The organism is Nocardia sp. CA-107356, assembly GCF_050946365.1.
Lineage (GTDB): Bacteria > Actinomycetota > Actinomycetes > Mycobacteriales > Mycobacteriaceae > Nocardia.
The window spans coordinates 935,943-953,712 of the sequence record NZ_CP191992.1; the positions used below are offsets into that span (position 1 = coordinate 935,943).

At 67.3% G+C, this 17,770-nt stretch carries 18 protein-coding genes; 15 read left to right on the plus strand and 3 right to left on the minus strand.

Annotation, left to right across the window (positions count from 1 at the left end):
* The first annotated feature begins 30 nt into the window (after positions 1-30).
* From ACQP1G_RS04435 to ACQP1G_RS04465, 7 genes are all read left to right on the plus strand, one after another.
* A complete protein-coding gene (locus tag ACQP1G_RS04435) occupies positions 31-945 on the plus strand; it encodes a sugar phosphate isomerase/epimerase family protein (protein ID WP_433208134.1) in 915 nt (304 codons plus the stop codon).
* A 134-nt stretch (positions 946-1,079) separates the two neighbouring features.
* Complete coding sequence (locus ACQP1G_RS04440; RefSeq protein ID WP_433198624.1) at positions 1,080-2,003, plus strand: thioesterase family protein; 924 nt, start codon at positions 1,080-1,082, stop codon at positions 2,001-2,003.
* 72 nt (positions 2,004-2,075) lie between these two features.
* Complete coding sequence (gene proC / locus ACQP1G_RS04445; protein ID WP_433198626.1) at positions 2,076-2,918, plus strand: pyrroline-5-carboxylate reductase; 843 nt, start codon at positions 2,076-2,078, stop codon at positions 2,916-2,918.
* 266 nt (positions 2,919-3,184) lie between these two features.
* Complete coding sequence (locus tag ACQP1G_RS04450; protein WP_433198628.1) at positions 3,185-3,475, plus strand: helix-turn-helix domain-containing protein; 291 nt, start codon at positions 3,185-3,187, stop codon at positions 3,473-3,475.
* A gap of 169 nt (positions 3,476-3,644) precedes the next feature.
* Positions 3,645-3,746, plus strand: coding sequence for a 30S ribosomal protein bS22 (locus tag ACQP1G_RS04455; RefSeq protein WP_003402602.1), 102 nt, complete (start codon positions 3,645-3,647; stop codon positions 3,744-3,746).
* Positions 3,747-3,993: 247 nt separating this feature from the next.
* The gene (locus ACQP1G_RS04460; protein WP_433208137.1) at positions 3,994-5,025 is read left to right on the plus strand and encodes an NAD-dependent epimerase/dehydratase family protein; all 1,032 of its coding nucleotides are present in this window, start codon (positions 3,994-3,996) and stop codon (positions 5,023-5,025) included.
* Complete coding sequence (locus tag ACQP1G_RS04465; protein WP_433198630.1) at positions 5,022-6,053, plus strand: lysophospholipid acyltransferase family protein; 1,032 nt, start codon at positions 5,022-5,024, stop codon at positions 6,051-6,053. The genes ACQP1G_RS04460 and ACQP1G_RS04465 overlap by 4 nt, the downstream gene beginning before the upstream one ends.
* Positions 6,054-6,093: 40 nt before the next feature.
* On the opposite strand, the gene ACQP1G_RS04470 is transcribed toward ACQP1G_RS04465, so the two are convergent.
* Positions 6,094-7,104, minus strand: coding sequence for an HAD family hydrolase (locus tag ACQP1G_RS04470; RefSeq protein WP_433208140.1), 1,011 nt, complete (start codon positions 7,102-7,104; stop codon positions 6,094-6,096).
* 129 nt (positions 7,105-7,233) lie between these two features.
* Here ACQP1G_RS04470 and ACQP1G_RS04475 point away from each other — a divergent pair, with 129 nt between their 5' ends.
* The 5 genes from ACQP1G_RS04475 (at position 7,234) to ACQP1G_RS04495 (ending at position 12,870) form a co-directional block, all read left to right on the plus strand.
* Positions 7,234-7,494 (plus strand): glutaredoxin family protein, encoded by a 261-nt coding sequence (locus tag ACQP1G_RS04475; RefSeq protein WP_433198632.1) that lies wholly within the window; start codon positions 7,234-7,236, stop codon positions 7,492-7,494.
* Between the two features lie 249 nt (positions 7,495-7,743).
* Positions 7,744-8,565 carry a redox-sensing transcriptional repressor Rex gene (locus ACQP1G_RS04480; protein ID WP_433198634.1) on the plus strand — a complete coding sequence of 274 codons (822 nt, stop codon included), beginning with the start codon at positions 7,744-7,746 and terminating at the stop codon, positions 8,563-8,565.
* Between the two features lie 73 nt (positions 8,566-8,638).
* Positions 8,639-10,084: a glutamyl-tRNA reductase gene (locus ACQP1G_RS04485; RefSeq protein ID WP_433198636.1), complete on the plus strand. Its 1,446-nt coding sequence runs from the start codon at positions 8,639-8,641 to the stop codon at positions 10,082-10,084.
* Entirely contained in the window at positions 10,081-11,142 is a 1,062-nt protein-coding gene (gene hemC, locus ACQP1G_RS04490) for a hydroxymethylbilane synthase (RefSeq protein WP_433198638.1), read from the plus strand. Before ACQP1G_RS04485 ends, hemC begins: the two co-directional genes overlap by 4 nt.
* Positions 11,143-11,307: 165 nt before the next feature.
* Positions 11,308-12,870 carry a uroporphyrinogen-III synthase gene (locus ACQP1G_RS04495; RefSeq protein WP_433198640.1) on the plus strand — a complete coding sequence of 521 codons (1,563 nt, stop codon included), beginning with the start codon at positions 11,308-11,310 and terminating at the stop codon, positions 12,868-12,870.
* A gap of 85 nt (positions 12,871-12,955) precedes the next feature.
* On the opposite strand, the gene ACQP1G_RS04500 is transcribed toward ACQP1G_RS04495, so the two are convergent.
* Positions 12,956-13,234, minus strand: coding sequence for a hypothetical protein (locus ACQP1G_RS04500; protein ID WP_433198642.1), 279 nt, complete (start codon positions 13,232-13,234; stop codon positions 12,956-12,958).
* 148 nt (positions 13,235-13,382) lie between these two features.
* The gene (locus tag ACQP1G_RS04505; protein WP_433198644.1) at positions 13,383-14,210 is read right to left on the minus strand and encodes a tetratricopeptide repeat protein; all 828 of its coding nucleotides are present in this window, start codon (positions 14,208-14,210) and stop codon (positions 13,383-13,385) included.
* A gap of 243 nt (positions 14,211-14,453) precedes the next feature.
* Here ACQP1G_RS04505 and ACQP1G_RS04510 point away from each other — a divergent pair, with 243 nt between their 5' ends.
* From ACQP1G_RS04510 to ACQP1G_RS04520, 3 genes are all read left to right on the plus strand, one after another.
* Complete coding sequence (locus ACQP1G_RS04510; RefSeq protein ID WP_433198646.1) at positions 14,454-15,431, plus strand: SDR family NAD(P)-dependent oxidoreductase; 978 nt, start codon at positions 14,454-14,456, stop codon at positions 15,429-15,431.
* Positions 15,432-15,489: 58 nt separating this feature from the next.
* A complete protein-coding gene (gene hemB / locus ACQP1G_RS04515; RefSeq protein WP_433198648.1) occupies positions 15,490-16,467 on the plus strand; it encodes a porphobilinogen synthase in 978 nt (325 codons plus the stop codon).
* A gap of 740 nt (positions 16,468-17,207) precedes the next feature.
* Positions 17,208-17,699 (plus strand): hypothetical protein, encoded by a 492-nt coding sequence (locus ACQP1G_RS04520; protein WP_433198650.1) that lies wholly within the window; start codon positions 17,208-17,210, stop codon positions 17,697-17,699.
* Positions 17,700-17,770: the final 71 nt, after the last annotated feature.

Here is a 17,770-nt window from a genome sequence, read left to right on the forward strand (position 1 = left end):
GCGGCCAGGGGGGCCGCGCCAGATCATGACGTGCACGCCGAACCCCTCCCACGCGGCGGGCCCGGTGCGCAGCAGATCCTCGTCGGCCTCTCGACGGCTTCGGTATATCCGCAGAACACCGAGGCAGCCTTCCGGTACGCGGCCGAAATCGGTTACGACGGTATCGAATTGATGGTCTGGGCCGAACCGGCCAGTCAGAGCATCGCCACGGTCCAGGCCTACTCCCGCAAATACGACGTGCCGGTCTTGGCCATCCACGCACCGTGCCTGCTGATCTCGCAGCGGGTGTGGGGTTCGGATCCGGTGGCCAAACTCGAGCGCAGCGTACGCACCGCCGAGGCGCTCGGCGCGGGCACGGTGGTGGTGCACCCGCCGTTCCGCTGGCAGCGCCGCTACGCGCAAGGCTTCGCCGACCAGGTCGCCGAGTTGGAGGAGCACAGCCACGTCATTGTGGCGGTGGAGAATATGTTCCCGATGCGTGCGGACACCCTCTTCGGTCGCGGCACCGGTTCGGTGCGGCGGCTGGAGCGCCGCGGCGGACCTGGGCCCGGTCTGACTGCGTTCAGTCCGTCCTACGATCCGACCGACACCGGATTTCGGCACTACACGCTCGACCTTTCGCATACCGCGACCGCTGGCGCCGATCCGCTGGCGCTGGCCGCGCGGATGGGCCACGGCTTGGCCCACCTGCACCTCGCCGACGGCCGCGGCGCGGCGCATGACGAACATCTGGTGCCGGGCGAGGGCACCCAGCCGTGCGCCGAGTTGTGTGCGGCACTGATCCGATCCGGCTTCGCCGGGCACGCGATCGCGGAGATCAATACCCAGAACGCCCGCACCACCCCGGACCGCACCGGCATGCTGGATCGCACGCTGGCCTTCGCCAGGCAGCACCTCAACGCACCCGCACCTGCCCCCGCACCGACGCACGCGAACCGGGTGTGATCCCGCGCTGAGCCCGGTACGAGGTGTGATCCCGCACCGATCTCGCAGCAGAGGGGAATCCCGACCGCGATTCGCTTCGTTCTACGCTGTACGAACGCCGCGCCCGCTCTTGCGGCCGACCGACGATAGGAGTGATGATGCCGGAGCTGACCGCCGACCTCGAGCAAGACACCGCCAGCGGTGCCGTTTCGAGCGACCTGCAAACAGTCGCCAGCGGTGCACCCTTCAGCCGGGTGGTCACGCTGACCGAACTCCTGTCACCCACTCCGGATACCGGCCGCTACCTGGGCATCATCGATAAGATCTGGACGATCGGCCCGAAGGTGCACGGTGGCACCATGGTCGCGACCAGCGCCGCCGCGGCCACCCGCTGGCTGCGCGCCTCCGATGCGGCTCTGGTGGCGATGGCCCCCATCGCGGCGAGTTCCGATTTCCTGGGCGCACCAGAACCCGGTGAGGTCGAATACGAGGTGCACATCCGCAAGGTGGGTCGTCAGATCTGCCTGGTCGATGTGAACCTGATCCAGCAGGGACGCACTCTTGTGCGCACCGCCTTCACCTTCGGCCACCTCGACGATGTCGAGCCGATCTACGCGCCGCAGCACGGCGATATGCCGGTCGAACCGCCCGCCGACGCGGTCGGGTACCGGGGCTCGTCGATGGGCAAGGTCGTGAATGTCGCCCAGGGCGCCGAACTGTACCTCGACCGCGCCTGGGCGCGATTCCTCGACGGCGCGAAAGGTGAACCGCGTCTGCGCCTTTGGATGCGTCCCTTTGACGGCGACCAGCAGGACGCCGACGTCGCCATGTACTTCGGGATGATGTCCGCCGATATGAGCCCGCCGGTTCCGGTCAACCTCGGCCACTTCGGTTGGGCCCCGACGGTTCAAATGACCACCTACCTGCGCCGTCGGCCCGCCCCCGGCTGGCTGCGCATCATCGCCACCAGCCACGAGGTCGGCGGCCGCATGTTCGACGAGGACCAGCTGGTCCTGGACTCCACCGGTGCGGTTGTCGCGCAGAGCCGCCAGCTCGCGCTGGTGCCGCAGCAGCGGTAGCACGGTTCCCGCGCGCCAGCACCGGTTGCCCAGCGCCGGGTCGATATTGCCGCGCGATTAGCCTTTAGTCCCATGACGAGAGTTGCGGTGATCGGTGGCGGTCGCATCGGGGAGGCGTTGATCGCCGGATTGCTGGAATCGGGACGGGCGACGAAGGATCTGGTCGTTGTCGAGACGCATCCGGATCGCGCCGAACTCATCGGTGACCGATTCGGCGTACGCGTGACCGATTCGATCGCCGACGCGATCATCGGCGCGGATGTCCTGGTCATCGCGGTCAAGCCGGGGGATGTGGATACGGTTCTGACCCAGCTCGGCAAGGCCGAACTGGACAGCGACCGAGATCAGGTCCTGGTGTCGCTGGCGGCGGGTGTGCCGACCGCGCGATTGGAGAACAAGCTGCCCGCCGGATTCCCGGTGGTGCGGGTGATGCCGAATACCCCGATGCTGGTCGGCCAGGGCATGAGTGTGCTCGCGCCCGGCCGCTACGCCCGCCCGGAACAGCTGGCCCAGGTGACCGAACTGCTCGCCGCGGTCGGCAAAGTGGCGACCGTGACCGAGGCGCAGATGGATGCGGTGACCGCCGTGTCGGGCTCCGGACCCGCATATTTCTTCCTGGTGGTCGAGGCCATGATCGATGCGGGTGTCGGGCTCGGTCTGAGCCGCGATATCGCCACCCAGCTCGTGGTGCAGACGATGGTCGGCTCGGCCGCGCTGCTCGAGGAGTCCGGGCAGAGTGCCGTCGAACTGCGCGCCGCCGTGACCTCGCCGGCGGGCACAACCGCCGCCGCCGTGCGCGAATTGGAGCGCAGCGGGGTGCGCTCGGCCTTTCTGGAGGCATTGCATGCGGCGAAGCACAGGTCAGCGGAACAGGGCGGCGCGAGCGACGGGCACGGCGGCGGTAGCGCGGTGTAACCGGGCAGGGTCCGGGGAGTGCCGTAAATCGAACACAGCGGCGCGAGCGGACACGAAGGTGGTGCGCTGCGTGACCGAAATCAAACACAGCGCATCTTCAGAATGACCGGTCGGTTCCCTGCATGTAAACCTGATTTCTCACACCCGTCGCAGTAATCCCACTGGTCCCGCTAAGCTTCAAGGAGCACGTGCGTGTCTGTTCCGCCGGTGGGGAAGCCGGCGGCGCGGACGTGCCGGAGGTCAGTGGTGCGATGATGTCTAACAAGATGTCTGCGAATAGTTCAGGGACGTCGCCAGGTAGCTCCGGACCATCGGGCGGCCGGGCTGGTTCCCGGACGCAAGGCGGCTCGGCGTCCCCGACGCAATCGGTGCTCGGCGGCGGAACCCAGTTCCTCACCGTCGCCGAGGTGGCGAATCTCATGCGGGTGTCCAAGATGACGGTCTATCGGCTCGTGCACTCGGGTGAATTGCCCGCCGTGCGGGTCGGTCGGTCGTTCCGGGTGCATGCCAAAGCGGTCCACGACTACTTGGAGACGTCCTACTTCGACGCTGGATGAGGCGATTTCATCCGCTTGTCGGTGCCCCGGTAGGATGAACCCTCGGTTCGTGTGCGCCTGCCTGGCGGCACCGCTTTGTGGTGTCCGGTGCCTGCTGGCGGCGCGGACGCTGAAATAGGCGTACGTGATTGGCGTGCGCGCCGAGTAGAGAGAACGCGAGGACAACCCTATGGGTTCTGTGATCAAGAAGCGCCGCAAGCGCATGTCGAAGAAGAAGCACCGCAAGCTGCTTCGCCGTACGCGTGTTCAGCGGCGCAAACTCGGCAAGTGATAGCCGCGCGTTAGCTGGTAGGCCCGTCACCGATTGGTGGCGGGCTTTTCTTTTTGAAACATAGAATTTTGAAAGTTGCTCGTGTATCGGGTGACTGAAGTCATCGTTAGAACCTGGTTAATAATCGCGGCGCATCCCAGTCGACCAGTTACGCTGGTACCGCACTGAATGGAATTGGGGGCTGTCACAGTTGGGATCCGGTGCGGTGGGATCTGAGATACGGGATGGACATATACCCAAGGTGGTGATGGTGACCGGTGCCAGCCGATTCTTCGGCGGCAACGTGGTCGCACGGTTGGCCCAGGATCAGAACATCGAGCGCATCCTGGCTGTCGACACCATGACCCCCGGTCGTGACCTGCAACGGCGCATGGGCCGCGCCGAGTTCATTCGTGCCGATATTCGAAATCCCTTGATCCGCAAGGTGATCGGCGGCAACGAGGTCGACACCGTTGTGCACGCCTCGATGGTCGCCCATCCGCCGGCCGGTGGCGGCCGAGCGGTTATGAAGGATCTCAACGTCCTCGGCGCAATGCAGCTGCTCGCGGTCTGTCAGAAATCGCCTTCGGTGCGCCGGGTTGTGGTGCGCTCGACCTCCGCCGTCTACGGATGCAGCGCCAAGGACCCCGCGAAATTCACCGAGGAAATGAGCGCCCGGACCCCACCGAGTGGTTGGTTTGCTCGCGACATGATCGAAATCGAAGGATTCGTGCGCGGGCTCGGTCGGCGTCGCCCCGATATTGCGACCGCGATTTTGCGTTTGGCGCCCATTGTCGGCCCGCGCCTGGCCGGGCGCGGTGTGCAGTATCTGCGCTCGCCGGTAGCGCCGACGGTTTTCGGCCGCGACGCCAGGCTGCAGTTGCTGCATGAAGAGGACGCCATCGCCGCGATGGCGCACGCGGCCCGCCAGGCGCCCGGCGGCACCTACAACATCGCCGGTGACGGTGCGCTGGCGTTATCGCAGGCCATCCGGCGTGCTGGCCGCATCGAACTGCCGATCCCATGGCTGGCGTTCCGCACCGCGGGCCGCGCGCTCATGGGGCCGATCATGCGTGATTTCACCAGTGAGCAGCTCGACTATTTCCATTTCGGTTGTGGTTTGGACACCACCCGCATGCGCACCGAACTCGGGTTTGTACCGCGCTGGACGACGGTGCAGGCATTCGACGACTTCATTGGGGGCGCAGCGTCGCGGCCCGTCATCGATCCAGCCTGGATCGATGCCGCAGAACATAAACTGCTCGGCCTGCTCGGGGCCGGTACGGGAGCACACTCATGAATGACGTAGCGAAAGTCATCCAACTCCACGATCTGAACGTCGAGACGCGCCAGCGGACCGCGCCCCGGCGTTGGCCGGAGCCGGTGAGCGGCGATGCCGTGCCGAGCCAGGTGGTGACCTCGCTGACCGAACGTCTGGCCGCCACCGAACCGCCTGCGCCGCAGTCCCTATCGGATATGCTGCGCGGCGCCGTCGGCAAGCAGATCCGCACTACCGCGGAATTCGCGCGCCGCCGAGTGACCGGCGACTATCAGGTCGACGAATTCGGATTCGACGAGCATCTGCTCGAATCGCTCATCCTGCCCACGCTGCGCCCGCTCTCGGATTTCTGGTTCCGCGTGCAGGTCAACGGGATCGAGAACATTCCAGAGGCGGGCGGTGCACTGATCGTCGCCAACCACGCGGGCACGATCCCGCTCGACGGGCTGATGCTACAACTGGCGATCCACGATCGGCATCCGAAGGAACGCGCGCTGCGCCTGCTGGCCGCCGACCTGATCTTCGAGATGCCGGTGCTCGGCGCGCTCGCCCGCAAGGCTGGTCACACCCTGGCCTGCCGTCCGGATGCCGAAAGGCTTTTGCGCGCTGGTGAATTGACCGGTGTTTTCCCCGAGGGTTTCAAGGGCGTCGGTAAGCAGTACACCGACCGGTACAAGCTGCAGCGCTTCGGCCGCGGCGGCTTCGTCGCCGCGGCGGTGCGGACCGGCACGCCGATCATCCCGTGCTCGATCGTCGGCTCCGAGGAGATCTACCCGAAGCTGGCCGATATCAAGCCGCTGGCCCGACTGCTCAATCTGCCGTATTTCCCGGTGACTCCGCTGTTCCCGCACTTGGGTCCGCTCGGTGCGCTGCCGCTGCCGTCCAAGTGGTACATCGAATTCGGCGAGCCCATCCCGACCACCGGCTACGAGGCGGAGGCGGCAGACGATCCGATGACCATGTTCGAGGTCACCGACCAGGTGCGCGAGACCATCCAGCAGACGCTCTACAAACTGCTCACCAAGCGCCGCAACCCGTTCACGGGTTAGTTGCTCGCTCAGGCGAGTTGGGCTGCGGCGCTTCGGCTTTTCAGTGCTCGCGGCGGCGGGTGATAGCGGCTGCGACGGCACCACCGGCGGCGCCGAGCGCTAGCGCTGTCGGCACGCCGATCTTCGCGGCCTTGCGCCCGGTACGGAAGTCGCGGATCTCCCACCCGCGATTCTTTGCCACCTCGCGTAGATCCGAATCCGGATTGATCGCCACCGCGGTGCCGACCAGCGATAGCATCGGCACATCGTTGTGGCTGTCGGAGTAGGCCGTACAACGCTTGAGGTTCAAGCCTTCTCGGATCGCCAGCGTGCGCACCGCATGTGCCTTGCCGAGCCCGTGCAGAATGTCGCCGACCAGCCGTCCGGTGAACTTCCCGTCCACGCTCTCGGCGACCGTGCCGAGTGCACCGGTCAGCCCGAGCCGCTTCGCGATCACCTGCGCCAACTCGACCGGCGTCGCGGTGACCAGCCACACCTGCTGGCCCGCGTCGAGGTGCATCTGAGCCAAAGCCCTTGTCCCCGGCCAGATCTTGTCCGCGATGATCTCGTCGTAGATCTCCTCGCCCAAGGCGGCCAGTTCGGCGGTCGGGCGGCCCGCGATGAACGCGAGTGCCTTCTCCCGGCCCGCGGCCATATCGGTGCTGTTCTCCTTGCCGGTGACCCGGAACTTCACCTGTTTCCAGGCGACGTCCACCAGATCGGAGGTCTTGAAGTATTTGCGCGCGGCCAGCCCGCGGGCGAAATGCACGATCGACGCACCCTGCACCATGGTGTTGTCGACATCGAAGAACGCGGCCGCGGTCAGGTCACGTGGCACCTCGGGGCCGGTCGCCTCGACAGCGGCCTCGGCGAGTTCGGCGTCGTGCAGCGACAGCGCCGCCTCGGCACTGGCCTCACCGGCCAGATTGGCCCGCAGCTCTTCCTCGCTCGGGCCGAAGGGGCTGCGAGAGATGCGCGCGAGCTGGTCCTGCAGACCCTGGCCGAGCCGACCCTGATTCCACCGCACCGGAAACTCACCGAATCGTCCCGCGATGAAACCTGCCCTTGCCACCTTCGATCGTTCCGGCACCAGTACCTCCGCCCGTCGCGCGAACCACAACCACATTAGCTGGCCGCGGTGACAGTTAAGGCAGTACGGCACGCACCGATCGGGGCGTGGCAAGGGGATTTAATATCGGCCATGACCAATCCCACACATTCGGTGACGCTGCTGACGAGATCGGGCTGCGGACTCTGCGTCACCGCGCTCGAGCAACTCCGGGCGATCTGTGCCGAATTCGACATCGAGCCCTCGACCGTTGATGTCGACGAAGCCGCCGGAACCGACCCTGGCCTGCGCGCGGAGTACGGCGACCGGCTTCCGGTGGTGCTGCTGGACGGCCGTGAGCACAGCTATTTCGATGTCGACGAGCCCCGATTGCGGGCCGACTTGACTCGCTGAGCGATAGCTGATCCGGTCCGATTCCGCCGCGCTGCTGGTCGCGGCGGAAAATGAGGCCAAATTCACCGACTTTGTGAAGGGCTGCACAAGCGGTTACGGTGGTGGCACGCGACCCGCATGCCGAGGCTGCGGATCCAGCGTAATGAACCCAGCATTCCGAACATTTCGACCATGGCACCGGACCGTCCCGGGCACGAGGTCGAACGACGAACCGGACCTCGCCGGAGGCCGGAACGAGGAGCCGACGACGTGACAGAGCAGCATGAGGCGCCAGGTGGCGTCTCCGGCAGGGCTCTGCAGAAGGACATCCCGCAGGCCACGGTGGCGCGGTTGGCCACCTATCTCCGGGTCCTCGCCATGTTGGCCGACGACGGTGTTGCCATCGTATCGAGTGAGGAACTGGCTGTCGCGGCGGGTGTCAATTCGGCCAAGTTGCGCAAGGACCTTTCCTTCCTCGGACCCAACGGCGTTCGGGGTGTCGGCTATGACGTCGCCAAGTTGCGCACCAGGATCGAGGACGTGCTCGGTCTGTCGCAGGGACATCGGGTGGTACTGGTCGGCGCCGGAAATCTGGGCCGGGCCCTGGTGGGCTACGGCGGCTTCCGACGGCGTGGGTTCACCGTGGTCGGCATGTTCGACAGCCATCCCGAGGTGATCGGCATGTCGGTGGCCGGTCTGGTGGTGCGCGATGTCGCGGATCTGACCCCTGCCATCGACGCGTTGAAGCCGACCATCGCGGTGATCACCGTGCCCGACGCCGCGGCGCAGGATGTCTGCGATCTGCTGGTCGCCTCCGGGCTGCAGTCGATTCTGAGCTTTGCCCCGTGTGAGCTGACCGCGCCGGAGACGGTGGAGGTTCGCCGGGTCGACCTGGCGGTCGAACTGCAGATGCTGTCGTTCGAGACCGCGCGTAATGCTCCGGCCCTGCCCGAGGTTGCGCACGCGGTCTCCGGCCGCATCGCCCACCGCGCACCCGCGCACACTGTTGCCGGACATCCGGTACTCAAACACTCGACGACCTCGCATTCGGCAACGGAGCCATCCAGCAAGGGATCGGTGGTTACACCATGAGTGAGCCCAGCGAACAAATCATGTGCCAGTGCGCCATGCGCATGACGGAGCCGAGCGCTGGCGAGGCGGAGTCATGAGCATTCTTCTGGTCGGGATTTCGCATCGGAGCGCGCCCGTCTCGATTTTGGAGAAGGTCGCGATTACCGACGCGGACCGGCCGAAACTGATCGATCGCATGCTCACCTCCAGCCACGTCTCCGAGGCGATGATCGTCTCGACCTGCAACCGCGTAGAGGTCTACGCCGTTGTCGACGCCTTCCACGGCGGTCTCGCCGAGGTCGGCGAACTGCTGACCAGACATTCCGGACTACCACTGCCGGATCTGACCAAGCACGCCTACGTCCGCTACAGCGAGGCCGCCGCCGAACATCTGTTCGCGGTGGCCAGCGGCCTGGATTCGATGGTGATCGGCGAGCAGCAGGTGCTCAGCCAGATCCGCGGCGCCTATGCCTCCGCCGACGCGCAGCAGGCGGTCGGGCGGACCCTGCACGAACTGGCCCAGCACGCACTGCGCGTCGGCAAGCGGGTGCATTCGGAGACCGGTATCGACCGGGCCGGTGCGTCGGTGGTTTCGGTGGCGCTGGATCGGTCGCAGCAGATACTCGGCCCGCTCGCGGGTCGGACCGCGGTGGTGGTCGGGGCGGGGGCGATGGGCGGACTCGCGGTGGCGCATCTGTCGCGCGCGGGCATCGGCCGCATCGTCGTGGTGAACCGGACTCTCGGTCGGGCCAAGCGGCTCGCGGCGACCGCACGCAGCCACGGTGTCGAGGCCGACTCGATGGAACTGTCGCGGTTGACCGAGGCGATGGCGGCCGCCGATGTCGTCATCACCTGTACCGGCGCGGTCGGTGCGGTGGTGACACTGGCCGATACCCACCGCGCCCTCGCCGAACGTGAGCGCGGCTACGAAGGCGGTTCGGCGGAACGGCCCTTGGTGTTCTGCGATCTCGGTCTACCGCGCGATGTCGAACACGCCGTCGCCGGTCTGCCCGGTGTCACCGTCATCGACATCGAGACGCTGCAGCGTGATCCGGCGGCCGGTGCGGCCGCCGACGATACCGCGGCCGCCCGCTCGATCGTCGCCGACGAACTCGCGAAATACCTTGCGGGCCAGCGCATGGCGGAGGTCACCCCGACCGTGGCCGCGCTGCGTCAACGCGCGGCCGAGGTGGTCGAGGCGGAACTGCTCAGACTCGATTCCCGGCTGCCCGGACTGGCCGATCCGGAACGTGACGAGGTGGCGCGTACGGTGCGCCGCGTCGTCGACAAACTGCTGCACGCGCCGACGGTGCGGGTCAAGCAACTGGCCTCAACGCCGGGCGGGGATACCTACGCCGAGGCGCTGCGGGAATTGTTCGAGCTCAAACCCGGTGCGGCGCAAGCGGTTGCGACACCGATGGAGATCAGTCCGATCGGCGACGAGCACGGCGCGCTGCGATTTACCGGGGATAGCGAGATCGCGCTTGCCGACGACTTCACCGCCGGACACCGCGGCGAGGAACAGGGGCAGACGGCATGACAGTTGTGCAGGAAGAGGAAAACGTGACCGCAGGCAGCACACACGTGCCGTGGCGGATCGGCACCAGAGGTAGTCTGCTCGCCCTCACCCAGGCGGGCACCGTTCGTGACACCCTGATCGCGGCCGGACACGATGCGGAGCTGGTGGTCGTCAAGACCGCGGGCGATCTGTCCTCGGATCCGGTGCAGAAGATCGGCGTCGGCGTTTTCACCTCGGCGTTACGTGACGAACTGGCTGCCGGGAAGATCGACATCGCGGTGCATTCGTACAAAGACCTGCCGACGGAACAGGATCCGCGCTTCACCATCGCCGCGATCCCGACCCGCGAGGATCCGCGCGACGCGCTGGTGGCACGCGATGGTCTGGTGCTCGGTGAGCTGCCCGCCGGTGCCAAGATCGGTACCTCCGCACCGCGCCGCGCGGCCCAGTTACGTGCCCTCGGACTCGGTGTGGACGTCGTGCCGCTGCGTGGCAACCTCGACACCCGCCTGCGCAAGGTCAGCGAAGGCGAGCTGGACGCGGTCGTGGTCGCCAGGGCCGGACTTGCCCGAATCGGACGGCTCGACGCGGTCACCGAGGCGCTGGAACCGGTGCAGATGTTGCCCGCACCCGCCCAGGGCGCGCTGGCGGTCGAGTGCCGCAGCGACGATCCCGAATTGATCAAGGCGCTGACCGAACTCGATGACGCCGCCACCCGCGCGGCCGTTATCGCCGAGCGGTCGCTGCTGGCCGAACTCGAGGCCGGTTGCACCGCGCCGATCGGCGCTATCGCCGAGGTCGTCGAATCGCTCGACGACGACGGCAAGATTGTCGACGAACTTTCGCTGCGCGGATGCGCCGCGGCCATCGACGGCTCCGATGTGTTGCGCGCCTCCGTGGTCGGGCCGCCGGAGCGCGCCGCGGAACTGGGCCGCGAGCTGGCCAGGGAACTACTCGATCTGGGCGCCCGCGAGCTGCTCAGCACGCCGGAACCGGACTCTGCCGGTTCCCCCACATCGGCGGTGAACCCGCCCGCCACTGACTTCACCAATCCCAGCCCAATGGAGAACAGCCAATGAGCGAGCGAATCATCAGCACAGCGCCTTCGGGCATGACCGTGCCGAGCGCTAGCGAGGTGCGGGCGTGAGTGAGCGCAGCGAGCGAATCATCAGTGAGCGCAGCGAGCGAATCATCAGCACAGCGCCTCCGGCGATGACGGAGCCGAGCGCCAGCGAGGAGAAGTCATGAGCCGAGCACACAAGAAGCATCCCGGTCGGATCCTGTTCGTCGGGGCGGGTCCCGGCGACGTGGCACTGCTGACAGTGCGTGCTCGTGAGGTGCTCAGTCGCGCGACGCTGGCGTTCACCGATCCCGATGTCGACAAGGGCGTGCTCGCCCTGATCGGTATCGCGGTCGAGCCCGCCGAGGACGGCGAGCGTCCGGTCGACGTGCGGCCCGCCCTCGGCGATCCCGCCGAGGTGGCCAAGACGCTGATCGCTGAGGCCCGCAGCGGGCACGATGTGGTCCGCGTCGTCGCGGGGGATCCGCTGACGACCGATTCGGTGATCGCCGAGGTCAACGCGGTCACGCGTTCGCATATGGTCTTCGAGGTACTGCCGGGTCTGCCCAATGGTTCCGCGGTGCCGAGCTTCGCCGGCATCGCGCTCGGCTCCGGGCATACCGAGGCCGATGTGCGCGGCGAGGTCGACTGGGCCGCGCTGGCCGCCGCGCCCGGCCCGCTGGTGCTGTCGGCGACCTCGGGTCATCTAGCCGAAACCGCGAGCGCGCTGGTCGAACACGGTATGGCACCGCAGACCCCGGTCGCGGTGACGGTGCGTGGCACCACCCGCCAGCAGCGCACCATCGAGGCCACCCTGGCCACGCTCAACAGCGCGGCATCGGAATTGGTCGGCCCGCTGGTGGTGACCATCGGCAAGGTGGTCGCGCAGCGGTCGAAGATGTCGTGGTGGGAGTCGCGTGCGCTGTACGGGTGGACCGTGCTGGTGCCGCGCACCAAGGATCAGGCCGCCGAGATGAGCGAGCGACTGGTGACCCACGGCGCCATCCCGATGGAGGTGCCGACCATCGCGGTCGAGCCGCCGCGCAGTCCGGCGCAGATGGAGCGCGCGGTCAAGGGGCTGGTCGACGGCCGCTACCAGTGGGTGGTGTTCACCTCCACCAATGCGGTGCGCGCGGTCTGGGAGAAGTTCGCCGAATTCGGTTTGGATGCACGAGCCTTCTCCGGTGTGAAGATTGCCTGCGTCGGCGAGGCCACCGCGGATAAGGTGCGCTCGTTCGGCATCAATCCGGAACTGGTGCCCAGTGGCGAACAGTCCTCCGAGGGCCTGCTCGCCGACTTCCCGCCCTACGATGACGTTTTCGACCCGGTGAACCGAGTGCTGTTGCCGCGCGCGGACATTGCCACCGAAACTCTCGCCGAGGGTCTGCGCGACCGCGGCTGGGAAATCGATGATGTCACCGCATACCGCACGGTGCGCGCCTCACCGCCGCCCGCCGAGACCCGCGAGATGATCAAGACCGGCGGCTTCGACGCGGTCCTGTTCACCTCGTCCTCTACGGTCCGCAACCTGGTCGGCATCGCGGGTAAGCCGCACGCACGCACCATCGTTGCCTGCATCGGCCCGAAGACCGCCGAGACGGCCATCGAATTCGGTCTGCGCGTGGATGTGCAGCCCGAGGTCGCCCAGGTCGGCCCACTGGTCGAGGCGCTGGCCGAACATGCGGCCCGACTGCGTGCCGAGGGTCTGCTGCCCCCGCCCCGTAAGAAGAGCCGCCGCAGCCGCTAGCCATTCGTGGCCTACCCGGTTGCGCGACGAAGGCGTCGCCCTTCGCCGCGCAACCGGAGCCGCCGCAACCGTCGAGCGCCGTTGATCAGCGGCTGTAGCGCATCAGGGTCCGCACCAGACGGCAGGTGGTGTCGGACGGGGGTCGGATGTCGATGAGTTGGGCTGTGCGCCGGATCCTTTCATTGCTGGCCTGGCTCGGCAGGTAGATGCCGGAGTCCAGCAGCGCGATGGTCAGGCGCATCGCCTTGAGTCGGCGGTTGTGCGAGATGTACCACTTGCGCGGTCGCCCGGCGGGTAGGGGCTGCTTCCGCAGCGGGACATAGGGCCGATCGATAACTTTCGACTTCGGTGCGGTTTCGGGCACTGTGGCGTCCTCCCGTCGCGATCGGGAACCCGGAAAGTTCCCTCGAACACGCCTTCGATTTTACTACTGCCCACCGACAAAAACGCCCGCTCACAAGGGGTTTCGACAACCACGGTGCGACATCGATCCGGCGCGAGTGGCGCTGAGTTCACACGTCGTGCAGTAGCCGCATGGCTTCGGGGTGGCGCAGTGTGGCGGCGCGCTCCAACCAGTACCGAGCGTCCTTGTATGCCTTGGCTGTTGCCTCGGCCTCGGCCGGGTTGTCCGGAAAATTCACGTGCAGATGCTGTTCGCGCAGCAATCGCGCCAGGTGGACCATCGAATCGGCATCGCCAGCCTCGGCGCCGCGGCGCAACCACTGCTCACCCTCGACCCAGTCGCCGTGCTCGAGGAAGATCACGCCGAGTACCGCCATGGCATCGGCGCGGCCGCGCCGAACGGCCTCGGTCAGCAGCGTGACCGCCCGTTCGACCTTGCCCTCGCGCGCCAGCCACACCCCGAGAGTGCGCATAGCCGTTGGACTTCCGGCCCGCACCGCACGCTCGTACCAATGCCGTGCCTCGTTGTCGAAGCCACGGCGACTCGCGACAACCCCCATATTGCAGAGCGCCTCCGGCAGCCCGTCCTCGGCTGCGGGCAGGAACCACACCTCGGCGGCGTCGAGATTCCCGCGCTCCACATACAACGTGCCCAGCTGCTGGTCGGCCCCGGGACAGTCGGCCGCGATCGCGAACTCCCACCACCGAATCGCTTCCGAGATCCGTCCGTCGGCGGCGAGCAATGCGCCGAGACCCGCCATGGCCGGTCCGTTCCCCTGTGCGGCGGCGCGACGGAACCACTGTTCGGCCTCGGCCGACTCACCTGCCTCGGACAGCCGCTGCGCCAACTGCACGATGACACCCGGATCCCCGCCGCGCGCCAGTTTCCGCAGACCACTCCAATCGGTCCGCCGCGGCGGACTCGCGAATTCGGTCACCGTCTACTCCCGGAACCAGACCGGCCACTCATCATCACCATCATCCCCCCGCCACCGCACCTCACAATTCTCGGTACGGCCGCCGCCGCGTGGCCCGAAGTGTTGCGCAACGGCCTTATCGAATCCTCGAGACATCCTTAACGCCGAGTGGTACCGCGGGGATGACATGGTGTCCTCCCATCGGCCGACCGATCGGGCCGCGAGGAGGAAGCGGGCGGCTCGGTCGGCCGAGATGATCGGTACATGAGTGCGGAATCGACACCGGATACCGAACTACCCGATACCGAATCACCTGTGCGCCATAGCCCTTCGCGCCGTGCGTTCATGGGGCTCGCGGCCGCGGGCGCGGGCGCCGCCGCGGTGGCGTCGGCCGTTGTCGTGCCGCCGTATCTGCGCGATCCGCCGACCGAACCGCTACCGGCGGCCGCGCCGGGTAGCCGCTTCGCCGGAAAGGTGGTCCTGGTGACCGGCGGTACGTCGGGCATCGGCGAGGCCGCCGTGCGCGCCTTCGCCGCCGAGGGCGCAGCCGTGGTGTTCTGCGGACGGCGCGAACAGCTCGGCAAGCAGATTGCCGAATCCATTGGCGGGGCCGCGCATTACGTACGTACCGATGTCCGCGTTCCGGCCGAGGTCGAGCGACTGGTCGCCGAGGTCGATCGCCGGTTCGGGCGCCTGGATGTGGCGTTGAACAATGCGGGGATCAGGATCGAGGGGGCGGCCGAAGAACTTTCGGTCGAGCAGTGGGACGACGTGCTCGACACCAATCTGCGCGGGATCTTCCTCTCGGTGAAATATGAAGTGCCGCTGCTGGAACGCTCCGGCGGCGGGGTGATCCTGTGCACCACCTCCAAGTCGTTGATGGCGAGTGCGCCCGCCTACTCCGCGAGCAAGGCCGGGATCGAGGGCCTGGTGGGATCGATGGCGCAGCAGTACGGTCCGCACGGCATCCGGGTCAATGCGATCGCGCCGGGCACCACCGATACCGCGCTCATCCGCCCGCCTGGTCTGCCGGATCCGATGTGGGCGGTCTACAAGGACGCGTGGGGCCCGCTCAACGTATCCGCACTCGGCCGGATGGCCCAGCCCGCGGAGATCGCCCGCGCGATCCTGGCGCTGTGTGGCGACGACCTCGGCTATATGGCCGGCTCCACCGTGCTGGTCGGTGGCGGTCCGCTCGGCGGCGGAAAGATGCAGATGCCGCCGGGCTTCCCGGCCCGCTGATCCGTTGGCGCACCCGCCGGCTGCAACAGGCATTCGCACCGGGCGTATCGTGCGGATTATGACCGGACTGGACCGCCCGCGGCGGTTGCGCCGTACTCCCGCCTTGCGCCGTCTCGTGGCCGAAACAACTCTCGAGCCACGGCAATTGGTGTTGCCGATGTTCGTCGCCGATGGACTGGACGAGCCGCGCGAGATCGGGTCCATGCCGGGGGTGCGTCAGCACTCGATGGATTCGCTGCGCAAGGCGGCGGTCGAGGCGGTCGCCGCGGGTGTCGGCGGGCTGATGCTATTCGGCGTGCCGCTGCCCGAGGACAAGGACGCCATCGGCAGCAAGGCCAGCGATCCCGACGGGATCCTGAACCGCGGCCTGCGCGCGCTGGCCGAGGAAGTCGGCGATTCGACGGTTGTCATGGCCGATACCTGCCTCGACGAATTCACCGATCACGGGCACTGCGGCGTGCTGTCCGCGGACGGCGCCGTCGACAATGACGCGACCCTGCACCGCTATGTGGACATGGCCCTCGCGCAGGCGGATGCCGGTGCGGATCTGCTCGGTACCAGCGGCATGATGGATGGCCAGGTGGGCGCGATCCGGCGTGGACTCGACGCGGTCGGGCGCACCGATACCGGCATTCTCGCCTACGCCGCGAAGTACGCCTCGGCGTTCTACGGCCCGTTCCGTGAGGCCGTCGCCTCCTCGCTGGAGGGAGATCGGCGCAGCTACCAGCAGGATCCGGCGAACCGTCGCGAGGCGATCCGGGAGCTGCAGCTGGATCTGGCCGAAGGGGCGGACATCGTGATGGTCAAACCCGCGATGTCGTACCTGGATATCCTGCGCGATGTCGCCGACCAGTCGACCGTGCCGGTCGCCGCGTACCAGATCTCGGGCGAGTACGCGATGATCACCGCCGCCGCCCAGCGCGGTTGGATCGACCGCCGCGGCGCCATCCTCGAATCACTGATCGGCATCCGCCGGGCGGGCGCGGACATCGTGCTCACCTACTGGGCGACCGAGGCCGCGCACTGGCTGTCGTGACGAATTCATCCAGATCGGATGCATCCGGTCCGAATCCAGCCGGTCCGGAGTCGTCAGGGCCTGAGTCGTCACCGCCTGAGTCGTCAGGGCCCGAGTCGTCACCGCCTGAGTCGTCAGGGTCGGAGCCGTCGGGCTCGGAGTCCGCTGGCCCGGAGTCGGCCAGGTCGGGGTTGCCCAGTTCGGATCCGCGCGTTCCCGGTTCTGCCGGAGCGAGTTCGTCCGAGCCGGACGTGTCGGGAGCGAGTTCGCCCGGGGCGTATTCGGAGCGAGCACCTGAGTCGTCAGGGCCGAAGTCGTCGGGCACGGAGTCGTCGGGCCCGAATCCGGCTGGTGCTGAGGCGGCCGCGGCGGAGTCGTCAGGCCCAGGGTCGGTCAGGTCGGGGTTGCCCAGTTCGGATCCGCGCGTTCCGGGCTCTGCCGGAGCGAGTCAGTCCGAGCTGATATCGCCGGGGGCGAATCCGCCTGGGGCGCATCCGGAGGGAGTGAGTTCGCCTGAGCCGTACTCGCCGGGAGCGAGTTCGCCTGGGGCGCATCCGGAGGGAGTGAGTTCGCCTGAGCCGTACTCGCCGGGAGCGAATCCGCCCGGGGCGTATCAGCTTGGGGCGCCTCCGCCGGGAGCGTATCCGCCTGGGGCGTACCCTCCGGGTCCGTTCTCGCACGGGTCGTATCCACCGGGACCATACGCACAGGGCCCATACGTAACGGGTCGGCACCCGCATGGCCCGGTTACTGGGCCGCCGTTGCCGCGACCGGAACCGCCGGAGGATATCCGGACTGCGCGGCAATTGTGGTGGGGTGTCATCGGATTCGGTGTTGTGCAGTTGGGCGGTTCGATCGCGGCCGCCGTGCGGCAGCGCGGTGAGTTCGCGCAGAAGATGTATGACCAGGTGCATGCGAGCGATCCGAACTTCACGATGGCGAGTGCGGAGCTGATGGTTTCGCTGGCCTTCGTGGTCGGTGTGGTGATCGGGTTGGCGCTGGCGGCATTGGTTCTGCTGTTCGTGCATCAGATGGTGCGCGGAAAGCTGTGGGCTCGGACACTGTTGACCGCCATTGGCGTCTGGCTGGTGCTGGTCGCGATCGGCACCCTGTTCGCGCTCGAATCGGTGACCGGAGCGGCCTCGCTGGTGGCCGGTGGCGCCGCGATCGTGCAAGGTGTACTCGCGGCGGGCGCCGTATATCTGGGCCACCGTCCGGACTCGACCGCGTACTTCCTGATGAACCGCAGGTGAACGGCGCGTGGAGCCGCCCGCGAGTTTGTCAAGGGATCGCCGACATGTATCGTGAGGGTTGTCACAGCGGA

Coding starts and splice junctions, on each gene's coding strand:
- ACQP1G_RS04440 (WP_433198624.1), top strand. CDS start 1,080: ATGATGCCGGAGCTGACCGCCGACCTCGAGCAAGACACCGCCAGCGGT.
- proC (WP_433198626.1), top strand. CDS start 2,076: ATGACGAGAGTTGCGGTGATCGGTGGCGGTCGCATCGGGGAGGCGTTG.
- ACQP1G_RS04450 (WP_433198628.1), top strand. CDS start 3,185: ATGTCTGCGAATAGTTCAGGGACGTCGCCAGGTAGCTCCGGACCATCG.
- ACQP1G_RS04455 (WP_003402602.1), top strand. CDS start 3,645: ATGGGTTCTGTGATCAAGAAGCGCCGCAAGCGCATGTCGAAGAAGAAG.
- ACQP1G_RS04460 (WP_433208137.1), top strand. CDS start 3,994: ATGGTGACCGGTGCCAGCCGATTCTTCGGCGGCAACGTGGTCGCACGG.
- ACQP1G_RS04465 (WP_433198630.1), top strand. CDS start 5,022: ATGAATGACGTAGCGAAAGTCATCCAACTCCACGATCTGAACGTCGAG.
- ACQP1G_RS04475 (WP_433198632.1), top strand. CDS start 7,234: ATGACCAATCCCACACATTCGGTGACGCTGCTGACGAGATCGGGCTGC.
- ACQP1G_RS04485 (WP_433198636.1), top strand. CDS start 8,639: ATGAGCATTCTTCTGGTCGGGATTTCGCATCGGAGCGCGCCCGTCTCG.
- hemC (WP_433198638.1), top strand. CDS start 10,081: ATGACAGTTGTGCAGGAAGAGGAAAACGTGACCGCAGGCAGCACACAC.
- ACQP1G_RS04495 (WP_433198640.1), top strand. CDS start 11,308: ATGAGCCGAGCACACAAGAAGCATCCCGGTCGGATCCTGTTCGTCGGG.
- ACQP1G_RS04510 (WP_433198646.1), top strand. CDS start 14,454: ATGAGTGCGGAATCGACACCGGATACCGAACTACCCGATACCGAATCA.
- hemB (WP_433198648.1), top strand. CDS start 15,490: ATGACCGGACTGGACCGCCCGCGGCGGTTGCGCCGTACTCCCGCCTTG.